This is a genomic window from Perlabentimonas gracilis, assembly GCF_011174675.1.
In the GTDB taxonomy this organism is placed as follows: Bacteria; Bacteroidota; Bacteroidia; order Bacteroidales; family Tenuifilaceae; genus Perlabentimonas; species Perlabentimonas gracilis.
On the sequence record NZ_JAANIG010000017.1, the window covers coordinates 54546 to 68620 of the forward strand.

A 14075-nucleotide genomic window follows, 5' to 3' on the forward strand; every position below is an offset into this window, starting at 1 on the left:
TGTTGTTTTAGCTTTGTGTTCTTTTTAACCAGTTAAAGATTATCTGCTTGCCATCGGGGGTGAGTATTGACTCGGGATGGAACTGCAAGCCGCATATATTAAATTTTGTATGGCTCAAAGCCATAATAAAACCCGATTTATCCGTGGCTTCAACTTTCAGATCATTAGGTAGTTGATTATTCGAAACAACCCACGAATGGTATCTTCCCGCGCTTATACTTTCGGGTAATCCTTCAAACAGGTAATGTGTAGGTTGATTTATTTTGATTTCAGTGGCCACCCCGTGAAAAACCGATTCTAGATTTTCGAGCTTGCCGCCAAACAATTCCCCAATAGCCTGCAGTCCAAGGCAAATTCCCAAAATTGGTTTCGATGCTTTGTAGGTTTTCAGAATTGACATCAATTCTCCAGCATCTTTGGGTAATCCCGGACCCGGTGAGATAAGAATGCCGTCGTACTCTTCAATTTTCTCGATGGCGATTTTGTCGTTTCGATACACATCAACCTTTGTGTTTGGGAACTCCCTCAGGTAGTGAACCAGATTGTATGTGAAAGAGTCGTAGTTGTCTATTACCAATATCTTGATCATTGCTTTTTATTTTTTTATTGTCGGAAAGACCTATTTGCCATTAATCATTAATCAATAATCATTTAAACCCGCTTGTTCCAGTGCCTGCCTTAGGGCAGCAATCTTGTTGTTCACCTCGGCCAGTTCCCCCTCGGGCGTTGAGCCAATAACCACACCGGCACCTGCCTGATAGGTGATTACGTTTTTATAACAACAGAATGATCGAATCATAATGGCGTGATTTAGGTTTCCGTTTAAGCCCATAAAACCAATGGAGCCTCCGTAAAAACCACGGGGAGTTCCCTCTAGTTCTGAAATTAGCTTTACTGCTCTGTGCTTGGGAGCACCGCTAAGCGTTCCAGCGGGAGATGTGTCGGCCAGCAGCTGGTAAGGTTTGGTGTTGCCCTCAATCTTACCTTTAACTGTTGATACCAGATGGAAAAGATGCGAATAGGAGTGAACCTCCTTATAGGAGTCGACCTTTACCTCAGAGCAGCTTCGGCTTAAATCGTTGCGGGCCAGATCTACTAGCATAGCGTGTTCGGAATTCTCCTTAACGCTGTTAAGCATTTCGGTTAGACTAAGGGCATCGTTAAGTGCGTCACCCGTTTTCTTGGTTGTTCCGGCTATTGGATTAATAATTGCCTCACCATCCCCTACCTTTAGCTGTGCCTCGGGTGATGACCCGAATAGTTTGTATCGAGAATAATCGAAGAAAAAGAGGTAAGGCGATGGATTGATTGTTCGTAGCGCACGATAAACATTGAACTCATCGCCCTGATAGGATCGTGTAAACTGCCGTGAAAGTACAATCTGAAATACATCACCAATGGCGCAGTAATGTTTTCCTTTTTTTACCAATTCCTTATATTGATCATCGGAGGTATTGCTTTGCTCATTGCTTTTTAGGGTGAATGGGTAAGGGGTGGAGTTCTTATTGTTAAGTGAGTTGATCACCCTATTCATAGTGCTTTCAGCATTATGGGGTAGTAGCTCCGTAATGCTAAGGGTGTTGGTAAAGTGGTTGAAGGCAATTACAATCTGGTAAAGATCGTATTTTATGTACGGAATGTTTTTGCTTTTGTCTACAGCAATATCAACATTGTCGAACAGGTTTATTGCATCGTAGGTTGTGAATCCGAATAAACCTGGCATCAGATCGTGCTGTATGTTTCCTTCAATTCTGATACTAGCGGTAAATTGGCTAACCCCATCTACAGTTTTGTTTATGCTGCTAAAAAGGGTTCTATAGCCATTCTGCTTAATAAATACTCCTTCATTATCTACTTCGATACCCACCATTGGGTTGGCGCAGATATAGGAGAAGGCATTCGATCTGGAGTTATACTCGGTACACTCCAGAAGAATGCTTTGCGGAAAGGCGTCGCGCAGCCTAAGGTAAATGCCCACCGGAGTAAGCAAATCGGCTTGAAGGTGTTTTGTGGTTGCGGTAAATGTTTGAGTTGTCATAATGTAAGAGTTAAAAAAAAGAGCCCGCTTATTGCTAAGCGGGCTCTTAAATGAGTTGTATTGAATCTAGTTCTTATATCAACATACTACAATAGGGCTTAGCACAGCAATAATTTTACTGTGCCACCACCATGCGTTATTTAGGTTGAAATTGAACATGTGTTTCATTTTTTTTCTGACTGCAATGATAAGAACTTTTTTTTAAGAAATCCTGTTTGCAGATGAAAATTTTTTATGGATTTAATTTTTTAGGATCACCAACCAGCTCCAAACCAGCATTTTTTGCAGTACCATCGTAAATTATTGTGCCATTTATATCTCTTAAAATAACTCTAATTTCCGCATCAATACTTTCGTGAATTGTTCGCGACATGTCACCGGCAACTGGGGCTAGCAATTCGCCACGCATACCCTTGAGGCCAAAAAATTCTATGGTAAAATTCTTATCTTTAATTACAACCTCAATTCTATCATCGGTGCGATTTAACCTTTCAACCTTTGCTCCGGTGTAGGTTGCAAATCGGTAGAGTGTTTCATTTACCCATAAAAAGCCTAGAAAACCTGTAAACGATCTTCCTATCCATGGAATATTGGCAATAGATAGCATGAACGAGGTGTTAGAGCCATCATCAAATGTGTTACTCTGGGTCCAAATCCATGCCGAAGGCATGCTCTTTCCCCAATCCTTTTCAATGTAACCTTTCCCATTCTCTAAGGATATTAATTTGTTGTTAATGAGTAAATTGCCTGAAATTTTATGATCGATGCTTACCACACCATGAAAACACTCCATGAATGGAACAAACCTGTACCATCCCATTATACCCGGTGATAAAGGTCTTACAGGGTATTCAACTCTATTTGAAATAATTCCTTTTCCAATTATTTTTTTATCTCCTCGCCCTAGATCAACAAAAAAACTGTCGGCGCTGAAAAAATTGGGGCCAACCCAAACGGCAAAGCGGTTGCTTGAGTAGTAGAAGTCGTTAATATCAAACCTGAAGTATTGGGTTTTGCCCGTTTGCCCATCGATAAACTGAACAAAGGCGTGAGTGTCTTTACCAAGTGAAATCCCCGGTATAAATGCAAAACGGTGGTTTCCATCGGCCGAAACCATTTTGAAGTACCAGCCCTCGAAGTAGCTGTGCTGCTTGTCGTACCCCTGGAACCATTGAGGATTCCACAAACTCTTGGCTCCATACAACCCACCTGGATTATCTGAAATACGATTGAACCTTTCCTCTTGTCCGTTGACAAACAATGGGAGTATAACGAGTAAGAGTGTTACTACTTTAGATAATTTCAAGTTTCCAACTTATTTGTTATGTAGAAAGTTAATTATTTGGTAAAGGCTTTCCTTCAGACTAATTAGCTCGTTAACCGTCATATTGCTATCAGCCAACCCTTCAATAAGCTTTTGTGGAATTTCGGCAGCCTTCTCCTCAAGGGCTTTTCCTTTCTGGGTTAACTTTACTATCACCTTACGCTCATCGGTATTTGAGCGTTGGCGGGTAATTAGCCCCTGCAACTCCATACGCTTAAGTAATGGGGTTACAGTATTAGTGTTGAGTATTAACTTTTGAGTAATCTCGTTAACAGAAATTTCATCCTTTTCCCACAGCACCATTAGGGCAATGTACTGTGGGTAGGTAATTCCCAATTCATCCAGATGAGGCTGATACTCTCTGGTAATAAGCCTCGATGCTGCGTAAACGGGAAAGCAAATCTGATTGCTAAGCTTTAGCTGGTCGTGTGCCATTACAGCTCGTTTTTTTCAATAAGTTTCACAATGTCTGGAATAATCTTTTCGGGTGGCGTCATGGGGCTATAGCGTTTTACTGGAATACCATTTTTATTGATTAGAAACTTGGTAAAATTCCATTTTACACTTTTCGAGCCAAGCAACCCAGGCGCTGCCTCCTGCAAATATATGAACAAGGGCGATGCTCCCTCACCATTTACCCTAATTTTATCGAAAAAGTTAAAGGTAACCCCGTAATTCATCTTGCAGAAATCTGAAATCTCATCGCCATCGCGAGGTTCTTGATTAGCAAACTGATTGCTTGGAAATGCAAGCAATTCGAATCCCTTGCCACCAAATCTATCATGTATATCTTGCAAGCTACCCAGCTGCTTGGCAAATCCGCACATGGTAGCAGTGTTCACTATCAGTAGCACTTTACCACGGTATTTCTCCATTGATACCTCGCTGCCATCCTTTGCTTTTACTGTAATGTCGTAAATGCTTTTGTTTATCGCTTCTGTTTTCATTGCTATAAGTTTTAAAGATTTAAATATCGAAAAAGACAATATCGAACACGATGCAAATGTACGAATTAAATAATATGTCGCAAGCGATATAAATAAATAATTACAAAATTTTTCTACACTGTTTTTAATTCGATGATATATAGACCTATAGGGTGTAAGTATTTTTTAAAGAACACTCATAGCCAAGCAGTATAGTTTGAAACTTATCACATATTATGAGGCGATTTATAGTGATGTCTGACAAAAATCATTGACATTTTGCAATTTATAGTATATGTTTGCATTTACTATACTCCATTCATATGGCTAATAGCAAATCAATATCAACGTTATACCACAACAACGGCAAGGGGCTTTACGCTTGCTGGATTTGCTAGATCACTTCTCATTCCTTTTCCCGTTTTTATCCTTTTTCCCTGTTGGGAATTGTGCTTGCTGCACCGTCTAAATCAATATAAATTGATTATTCAGTTTACCTTCAAAGAGCTACAGCTATGTTTGATAAGAATATACCCCACACCACCAAGCCTGAGAGGTCAAAATCCTCCGAGAAAAATTATAAAAGCCATTTGGCCAATGAAAATAACCCAGGTATGATTGAGCGAATTCAAAAACTGCGTAAGCTAAGCGTTGAAACGCAACCCTCCCTTTCAATTGAAAGGGCATTGCACGAAACAGAGTTTTATAGGGAAAATTACGGAAAGTATTCTATTCCAGTGCTAAGGGCTTTAAACTTTTTGGATCATTGTAAGCGCAAAACCATATACATAGGCGATGATGAATTGATTGTGGGCGAGCGTGGCCCAAAACCCAAAAGCGTTTGTACGTTTCCTGAGCTCACCTGCCATAGCGTTGAGGATTTGCATGTGCTTAACACGCGCGAGCTCCAGCGATATAGCATTAGTCAGCAAGACATTGACCTTTACGAGAAAGAGGTTATTCCCTACTGGCAAGGCAAAACCCAACGCGAAAGGATTTTTAGCCATGTGCCCAGCGAGTGGCGGGCTGCTTACGAAGCTGGGTTGTTTACTGAGTTCATGGAGCAGCGTGCCCCTGGCCATACTGCGCTCGATGGCAAGATTTACCGTAAGGGAATGCTCGATTTTAAAAAGGAGATTGAGGATAACATTGCCAACCTCGACTATCTAAACGATCCCGATGCAACCGATAAGGCCGAGCAGTGGAAAGCGATGAGCATATCGTGCGATGCCGTAATTGTATTTGCTGAGCGCCATGCTGAGCTGGCTGAGCTGCTTGCATCGCAAGAAAAAAATCCACAGAGAGTTAAAGAGTTACAACGCATTGCCGAGGTGTGCCGTTGGGTTCCTGCGCATGCTCCCCGCAATTTATGGGAAGCCATACAGATGTATTGGTTTGTTCATCTGGGAACCATAACCGAACTTAATGGTTGGGATGCTATGAACCCCGGTCATTTCGACCAGCACCTAACCCCATTCTACGAGCAGGAAATTGCCCAGGGCACTATTACACGCGATGAGGCTAAGGAACTAATTTCGTGCTTTTGGATAAAGGTAAATAACCATCCTGCCCCTCCAAAGGTTGGTATTACAGCCCGCGAAAGCGGAACGTATAACGATTTTACGAACATCAATTTGGGTGGTGTAAAGCACGATGGCTCCGATGGAACAAGCGAGTTGTCGTATGTTATGCTCGAGGTGGCTGAGGAACTGCATATCCTACAACCTGGAAATTCTGTACATATAAGTGCCAAAACACCCGATAAGTTTCTGCATGCTGCAGCTCGGGTAATTCGGCAGGGGCATGGCTTTCCATCGGTGTTTAACCCCGATGTTTATATTATGGAGATGCTACGCCAAGGTAAGGATTTGCAAGATGCTCGCGAGGGTGGTTGTAGTGGTTGTATCGAGGTTGGGGCATTTGGTAAAGAGGCTTACTTACTAACAGGCTATTTAAACGTTCCTAAAATACTTGAGGTAACCCTAAATAATGGGATCGATCCGTTGACAGGGAATAAGGTAAGCATTGAAACTGGTAATCCTATCGATTTTAAAACCTTCGACGATTTATATCAGGCTTTTGTAAAGCAGTTGCAATATGTAGTTGATCAGAAAATGCGCGTAAGCAACTATATCGACCGTATGTTTGCTAAGTATGCCCCAGCGCCGTTTCTTTCGGTTGTAATTGACGATTGCATCAGCAGTGGGCGCGACTACTACGATGGAGGGCCTCGCTACAACACCAGCTATATTCAGTGCTGCGGTTTGGGCACTGTAACCGACAGCCTTGCTGCGCTGAAGAAACATGTGTTCGAAGAGCATAATTTTTCTATGGATCAGATTCTTTCTGCAATACAGAAGAATTTTGAGGGCGATGAGGTTATGCGTCAAACCATATTGAATCGCACCCCTTTCTTTGGCAACGACCACGACTATGCCGATTCAATTGCTGTTCAGGTATACAATGATCTGTTCGAGACCATTGATGGAAAACCCAACATAAAACCGGGAGGTAAGTACCATATGAATATGCTATCCACCACCTGCCACGTGTATTTTGGCAAGGTGCTGGGAGCAACGCCCAACGGGCGTATGGCTGGCAAAGCCATTTCCGATGGTACATCGCCCTCGCATGGTGCCGATACGCACGGGCCGTCGGCAGTAATCAAATCGCTTAGCAAGATCGATCAGAGTAAGTCGGGCGGGACATTGCTGAATCAGAGGTTTTTACCTAGTCTGCTCAAAAGAGAAGAGGATGTTAAGAAGCTTGGACATCTTATCCGCAGCTACTTTACCCTTGGCGGCCATCATATTCAGTTTAATATTGTTGATACGGCCACGCTTTTGGCTGCACAGAAAAGCCCCGAAGATTATAAGGATTTGATGGTTCGTATGGCTGGTTACAGCGATTATTTCAACGATATGAATGCCGACCTACAGCAGGAGATAATTGAGCGTACCGAGAATGATGCCTTTTGATTATGAGCAACAGCTTAATTTTTGACATAAAGCGATACGCCATAAACGATGGGCCAGGTATTCGAATTGTTATCTTTTTTAAAGGCTGTAACCTGCATTGTGCTTGGTGCCATAATCCCGAAAGTATATCGCCAAAGGCGGAAAAGATGTATAGCCCGGCAAAGTGTATAGGCTGTGGTACTTGTGTTACAGTTTGTCCTGCGAATGCCCTATCATTAACATCCCAAGGAATTGTAACCGATAGCTCGCTTTGCCTACTTTGCGGAAAATGTGCCGAGGTTTGCCCTACCAAAGCCATTGAGATGTCGGGCAAGCAAATGTCGGTTGTTGAAGTTATGGACATTATTGAAAAGGAGCGGGTTTTCTTCGACCAGTCGGGTGGGGGAGTAACCTTTTCGGGCGGAGAACCTCTGCTGCATTCCAAATTGCTTATCCCATTGCTAGATGAGTGCAAACGAAGGGGTATCCACACCGCGGTTGATACTGCTGGCAATGTGAACACGGAAGTAATTCTTGAGGTAGCCAAACGAACCAATCTGTTTCTGTTCGACCTAAAGATGATGGATGCCGAGTTACACCGAAAATGGGTAGGGGCAGACAATGAATTGATTCAACAGAACCTTAAAGCAATTGCTGAAGTCGGAGCAGAAATCATTATACGGATACCTGTTATAGCTGGTGTTAATGATACCGTGCAAAATTTTGAGCAAACAGCAAAGTTCATTTCCGAACTATCGGGCACAAAAATTACAGTTAACCTTTTACCATACCATAATATTGCCGAGGCAAAATACGCCAAGTTGTGGGGGCAAAGCTCCTTCCAACGTATGTCAGAGCCCAGTAAAACAACTTTAAGTAAAGCAGTTGAAATATTTGCGGTGTTTGAAATCCTGGCAACTGTAGGAGGGTAATTAAAAATGATTGATTAGTAAAACACAAATACTTATTAGTATGAAGAATATTAAGAAGCTATTGGTTAGCGCATTAGTAGTAATTCCGCTATTTTCTTTAGGTCAGGTTACCGTTGAGGATTACCAGCGTGCGGAGATGTTTTTACAACAAAATCTAGGTAAAAGCATTTACAAAAGTTGGGTTTCGCCAGTATGGCAATCCGATAATAGTACTTTTGTATACAATGTTACTACTCGGAAGGGGAAGGAGTTTTATCGGGTAAATCCCGATAGGAAGCACAAATCAGTGGCATTTAATCATGATGCATTGGCCTCTTTGCTATCCGATAGCCTTGGCGAAAAAGTTGAGCCCTACGATTTGCCAATTAGCAGGATTCAGCAAGTTGGATGGGATGAACTCACATTCTGGGCCAAGGAAAGGCAATGGGCATATAACTCTTCCCAAAATTTGCTTAGGGCAATGGTAAGCAATCAGCCCTCTCGCAAGGAATCGCAGTCGCCCAATGGTAAGTGGATTGCATTTATTAGCGATGGCAATATCTACCTACGCGAAAAGAATTCTGGTCAGGAGCATCAGCTAACCACCAACGGCACCCCCGAAAACGGTTATGGGCACACCCTTAGCTGGTATTTTACCCGCAACGACAGTAAGGGCGAAAAGAACGATTACAACATTGAGGTTTACTGGAGCCAAGATTCCCAAAAGCTAATCGTTCCAAAGCTCGACCGCAGGAATACCCGTTGGCTTCAGCTTTTTAAAGTAGATGTCGAAGGATATCAGTCCGAGATTGTATCGTACGAGCGAAGCCTGGCGGGTGACACAGCAGTTACTATGGTCGATTATTATCTTTTTGATGTGGATGACAGAACCCCGATAAAAGTAGATTTACCCGCTAATCCTGCTTTTCTGGGGACAAGCTTTTACACCTTTAAGGATAGTCCTAAGGCATACCATGTAAGGTACTACAGAGGCTACAAAACCCGTGAACTATTCGAGGTTGACCTTGAAACGGGCAATACACACTCAGTTTTAACCGAGAGTTATCCCAAAACTTTTGTCGATATCTATACTGAGACCTTGGAGGTTGATTATAAGAACGATGAGTTTATTTGGCGCTCGGAGCAGGATGGCTGGAGCCATTTGTACCGTTATCGCTTGTCGAATGGTGAACTGAAAAACCAAATCACCAGGGGTAGTTTCTACGTGTATGGTGTTGAGCATTTCGATAGAAAGAGCGGAACCATTTGGTTTACTGCGGGTGGTGTCGATCTCAGCAGAGATCCCTATCAGAAATACTTGTACTCTATTGATATAAATGGGAAGCGCCAGAAGTTGCTCACACCCGAGGAGGCAACGCATGATATCAGCATATCACCCGACAAGAAATACTTTGTCGATAACTACTCCTCACATAAAGACCCGAACAGTGCAGTAGTACGAAATCTTAAAAATGGCAAGGTGGTAATGGAGGTTGAGCAAACCGATATCGACGATCTGCTGGAGTTGGGCTGGAAGCCATCAGAACCGTTTAGCATACTTGCCGACGATGGCCAGACCATGCTGTACGGAACTATAATAAAACCCACCAATTTCGATGCTACCAAAAAGTACCCAGTGATTGATGGAACCTATACTGGGCCACATACCATCCGTACGCCCAAAACCTTTGCGCGGAGCGTGCTCAATATGGATCTGTCGCTGGCCGAGTTAGGCTTTGTAGTGGTTAATATCGATGGTCGAGGCACAGCTTACCGATCAAAAGAGTTTCATGATGTATCCTATGCAAGGCTAGGATATGGGCTAACCGATCACGTTTATGTAATTAAACAGCTGGCCGAGATACACCCATACATCGATGCCGAAAGGGTTGGTATTTATGGGCACTCGGCAGGTGGCTACGATGCCACAAGGGCACTGCTTCTTTTCCCCGATTTTTACAAGGTGGGCGTATCGTCCGCAGCCGATCATGATCACCGAATGGAGAAAATATGGTGGCCCGAGCTCTATCAGGGGTTCCCTGTCGATTCGCAGTACCACAACCAATCCAACGTAACCAATGCCAGCAAGCTAAAGGGCAACCTAATGATTGTTACTGGCGATTTGGATAATAATGTTAACCCATCGGCAACCTACAAGCTAGCGGGCGAGTTGGTGAAGGCCAATAAGGATTTTGAATTTATCGTTTTACCAAACGACAACCATGATACCTGCTATTGGAATAAATATTTTCTGCGCAAGCGTTGGGATTTTTTTGTAAAGCATTTGTTAGGGAAAGACCATCCAAAGGAGTATACAATCAAGTAGTTTGAATCTTTTAATTTCTAAAAATAATCTTTAAAATCAATCACTATGTTTAGCAAGCAAACCTATGTCGATCGGCGCAATGCGCTAAGAGCTAACTTTAAGTCGGGAGTTTTATTTTTCATTGGAAACGATGAGGTGGGGATGAACTACGAGGATAACACCTTTCGGTTTCGTCAGGATAGCACATTCCTCTACTACTTTGGCATCAACAAACCCGGGTTGTTTGCCATAATGGACATTGAAAATGGAAAGGATTATATTTTTGGTGATGATTTTACCATCGATAGCATAGTGTGGATGGGGCCGCAGCCAACGGTCAGGGAGATGGCAACCCAGGTAGGTGTTGATGATACGGGTACAATTGTCGATTTGGCAGAGTTGCTTTATCGTGTGCAGCGTGGCAGCATTCATTATCTTCCACCATATCGATCTGAACACTACATTAAGTTGATGAAGTTCTTGGGTATTTCACCCGCCGAGGCTAACAGCAAGGTAAGCGTACCATTTATTACAGCGGTTGGCGAGCAACGCAATGTAAAATCGGAGGAAGAAATTGCTGAGCTAGAGCATGCCGTATCGGTAACCGCCGAGATGCATCAGGCCGCAATGAGGTATGCCCAACCCGGAATGACTGAGGCACAGGTAGCGGCCAAAGTGCATGAGGTTGCCCTAGCTAGGGGAGGCGATATCAGCTTCCCAATTATAGCCACCATAAATGGTCAAACGCTACATAACCATTACCACGGTAATACTATTAGCGAGGGGCAACTCTTTCTTTTAGATGCAGGTTATGAAACACCGCTGGGCTATGCAGGCGATATGAGCAGCACTTTCCCTGTTGGCAAAACTTTTACCGATGTTCAGAAAGAGATTTACGAGATTACCCTAAGGGCTCACAATGGTGCCATCGATATGCTTAAGCCTGGCGTTCATTTTAGGGATGTACATTTGCACGCTGCCCGTATTATTTTCGATGGGTTGAAAGATTTTGGTTTCACCAAAGGGAATACCAGCAATGCCATTGAAAACGGTGCACACGCACTGTTCTTCCCCTGCGGAACGGGTCATTTAATGGGGCTCGATGTTCACGATATGGAGAACCTTGGCGAGCAGTATGTTGGTTACTGTGGCGTTCCCAAAAGCAAGCAGTTTGGATTAAAATCGCTTCGCTTAGGTCGCGAACTCAAGCCAGGATTTGTGCTAACTATCGAGCCCGGAATTTACTTTATTCCTGAGCTTATCGATTTGTGGCAGCAGTCGGGTATCAATAGCGATTACATCAACTTCGATAAAGTTAACCAATACCGAAACTTTGGTGGAATACGTAACGAGGAGGATATCCTGATTACTGAAACGGGGCATCGAATTTTGGGTAAACCCCTGGCAAAGTCCATTAAGGATGTTGAAAAAGAACGGATGATTGCGTTTAGCTAGTTCTTGAAATACTCTACAAAAAAATCGTCTCTCGAGACGATTTTTTTTTTGTAATCAATAAGTACTCCATTTGCCAAATCGTTTAAGCCAGTTGAAAATTATCTGCTTTCCCATAGGCGTAAGCACCGATTCGGGGTGGAATTGAACGGCACAAATATCTAGTTCACGATGGCTTAAAGCCATAATTGATCCGTTTTGGTCAATGGCATCAATACTTAGGCAAGTAGGAAAAGAGTGTTGTGATACAACCCATGAGTGGTAACGGCCAACATCAATTTTGCTGGGCAAACCTTTGAACAGGTAGTGTTGTGGTTGGTTGATATTTATAGGTGTTGACACACCATGGTATACCTCGTCGAGGTTCTCAAGTGTTCCTCCAAACACTTCGGCTATGGCCTGCTGGCCTAAACACACTCCAAAAATCTTTTTGATATCCTTGTACTGTTCAATAAGAGGTATTAGTAGACCCGATTCGTTAGGTAACCCAGGGCCAGGCGACAGAATAATGCCATCGTAAAGTTCAACTTTATCAAGATTAATCTCATCGTTTCTTATTACATCAACTTCAATCCCGTCAAACTCGTTAACGTAGTGGAATAGATTATAAGTAAACGAGTCGAAATTGTCGAGAATAAGAATTTTGTGCATTGATACTTCTTGCTAAAACAGTAACGAAAGGCATGTTAATCCACCATCCATTTTTCTATACTCCGACATCTCAACCTCAATAATATTGTAGCCTAAGTCAACAATATTCTGTTTCGATTTTGGAAAACCTTTTGGGATAAGTAGGTTGTCGTTCACATTTAGGCAGTTGGCCGAGTATTCCTCGCCCTTGTTAAGAATGATAACATTGCTATTTTGAGCTATGTGAGCCAACTCTTGGACTGCAATAAAGTTGTTGTTTCCCAAATATGCTATTCCTGTCTTTAGATGAAGTATATCGTTAACCGAAACTGTTGATGATGTGTATCCATACTTTTCGAGGACCGATGAAAGTTGTTTTGCCCCATCTATGTTAGTACGCTTGGTTAACCCGATGTAGAAATGGTTTTCAACCCTCATAATATCGCCCCCCTCAAGGGTTCCGGGTGCAACAATACTTTCAATCAATTTATAGTCGGCAAGTACTGAGGCTAACCTTTCCTGTTCTCCAAGGCGAGCAGGGTTGCCAGGCCTTGATGTAATGGCTACCTCCTTGGTAACAACAGCCGTATCCTCTACAAAGCAACCGTCTGGATATCGCTCATCAGCTTCAAGAACAATAACTTCCACTCCACATCGTTTGAGAATTTCGCAGTATGCATTGTGTTGTTCAAGGGCTTTTTCGTATTCAGGTTTACCCAGGTTTGATGTGGTTATTCCATCAGCAAAATTTTTTCCGGGTTGTCTTACAATAGCTTTTGTGTATTGAGGCATAGTGCTATGAACTTTTAATGATTTTTATTGCTTCGTTCGGATTATCAGCCTTAAATACCGCATTGCCGGCAACAAGTACGTTGGCACCAGCTTGGTATAGCTTGCCAGCGTTGTGAGGGCCAACACCACCATCCACCTCAATAAGCGTATTACATCCTTTATCATCAATCATCTTGCGGAGCCTTTCAATTTTCGAGATGCTGTTCTCAATAAAACTCTGTCCTCCAAACCCAGGGTTCACGCTCATGATTAGCACCATATCGAGATCGGGAAGAATCTCGTTTAGCAGCTCAACCGGTGTGTGTGGGTTTAGCGAAACACCTGCCTGCATCCCAAGCCTTTTTATTTCGGCAATGGTTCTGTGCAGATGAGTACATGCCTCCCAATGAACGGTAAGGATATTTGCCCCAGCATCTTTAAATCGTTCAAGGTATCGGTCGGGGTCAACAATCATCAAATGTACATCCAACGGTTTTTTTGCCAGCTTGGCAATATGCTCAACCACCGGAAATCCGTACGACATGTTGGGAACAAACACGCCATCCATTATATCCAAATGAAACCAATCGGCTTCGCTTTGGTTTACCATTTCTATATCGCGGCCCAGATTGTTAAAATCGGCCGAAAGGAGCGAGGGGGCTATATACCTTATCATAATTAACTTCTTTTGCGCAAAGGTAAATAAAATGTCGGTATCTATGAATTTGGAATATGATGGTAGTTTTGTTTTTCTATTGTCG

At 42.9% G+C, this 14075-nt stretch carries 12 protein-coding genes; 4 read left to right on the top strand and 8 right to left on the bottom strand.

Going from position 1 to position 14075, the window contains the following annotated elements; translation table 11 throughout:
• Nucleotides 1-7 precede the first annotated feature (7 nt).
• The 5 genes from G8O23_RS09185 to G8O23_RS09205 form a co-directional block, all read right to left on the bottom strand.
• Nucleotides 8-589: an anthranilate synthase component II gene (locus G8O23_RS09185; RefSeq protein ID WP_219932479.1), complete on the bottom strand. Its 582-nt coding sequence runs from the start codon at nt 587-589 to the stop codon at nt 8-10.
• A gap of 51 nt (nt 590-640) precedes the next feature.
• On the bottom strand, nt 641-2038 hold the full coding sequence (locus G8O23_RS09190) for an anthranilate synthase component I family protein (RefSeq protein WP_166364025.1): 1398 nt from the start codon (nt 2036-2038) through the stop codon (nt 641-643).
• Nucleotides 2039-2270: 232 nt separating this feature from the next.
• Nucleotides 2271-3344, bottom strand: coding sequence for a tocopherol cyclase family protein (locus G8O23_RS09195; RefSeq protein WP_166364027.1), 1074 nt, complete (start codon nt 3342-3344; stop codon nt 2271-2273).
• Nucleotides 3345-3353: 9 nt separating this feature from the next.
• Nucleotides 3354-3797 (bottom strand): MarR family winged helix-turn-helix transcriptional regulator, encoded by a 444-nt coding sequence (locus G8O23_RS09200; protein ID WP_166364029.1) that lies wholly within the window; start codon nt 3795-3797, stop codon nt 3354-3356.
• Entirely contained in the window at nt 3797-4309 is a 513-nt protein-coding gene (locus G8O23_RS09205) for a glutathione peroxidase (RefSeq protein ID WP_166364031.1), read from the bottom strand. The genes G8O23_RS09200 and G8O23_RS09205 overlap by 1 nt, the downstream gene beginning before the upstream one ends.
• Before the next feature lie 593 nt (nt 4310-4902).
• On the opposite strand from G8O23_RS09205, the gene hypD reads away from it, so the two are divergent.
• The 4 genes from hypD to G8O23_RS09225 are packed head-to-tail and all read left to right on the top strand — an operon-like array spanning nt 4903 to nt 11916.
• Nucleotides 4903-7266 carry a trans-4-hydroxy-L-proline dehydratase gene (gene hypD / locus G8O23_RS09210; RefSeq protein WP_166364077.1) on the top strand — a complete coding sequence of 788 codons (2364 nt, stop codon included), beginning with the start codon at nt 4903-4905 and terminating at the stop codon, nt 7264-7266.
• A gap of 2 nt (nt 7267-7268) precedes the next feature.
• Nucleotides 7269-8177: a glycyl-radical enzyme activating protein gene (locus G8O23_RS09215; RefSeq protein ID WP_166364033.1), complete on the top strand. Its 909-nt coding sequence runs from the start codon at nt 7269-7271 to the stop codon at nt 8175-8177.
• A gap of 40 nt (nt 8178-8217) precedes the next feature.
• A complete protein-coding gene (locus G8O23_RS09220) occupies nt 8218-10482 on the top strand; it encodes a S9 family peptidase (RefSeq protein WP_166364035.1) in 2265 nt (754 codons plus the stop codon).
• A gap of 45 nt (nt 10483-10527) precedes the next feature.
• The gene (locus G8O23_RS09225) at nt 10528-11916 is read left to right on the top strand and encodes an aminopeptidase P family protein (protein WP_166364037.1); all 1389 of its coding nucleotides are present in this window, start codon (nt 10528-10530) and stop codon (nt 11914-11916) included.
• A 54-nt stretch (nt 11917-11970) separates the two neighbouring features.
• Here the strand turns inward: G8O23_RS09225 and G8O23_RS09230 are convergent, their stop codons facing one another.
• The 3 genes from G8O23_RS09230 to rpe are packed head-to-tail and all read right to left on the bottom strand — an operon-like array spanning nt 11971 to nt 13990.
• Nucleotides 11971-12564, bottom strand: coding sequence for an anthranilate synthase component II (locus tag G8O23_RS09230; RefSeq protein WP_166364039.1), 594 nt, complete (start codon nt 12562-12564; stop codon nt 11971-11973).
• A 12-nt stretch (nt 12565-12576) separates the two neighbouring features.
• Nucleotides 12577-13335 (bottom strand): dimethylarginine dimethylaminohydrolase family protein, encoded by a 759-nt coding sequence (locus G8O23_RS09235; protein WP_166364041.1) that lies wholly within the window; start codon nt 13333-13335, stop codon nt 12577-12579.
• Between the two features lie 4 nt (nt 13336-13339).
• Nucleotides 13340-13990, bottom strand: coding sequence for a ribulose-phosphate 3-epimerase (rpe, locus tag G8O23_RS09240; protein WP_166364043.1), 651 nt, complete (start codon nt 13988-13990; stop codon nt 13340-13342).
• Nucleotides 13991-14075: the final 85 nt, after the last annotated feature.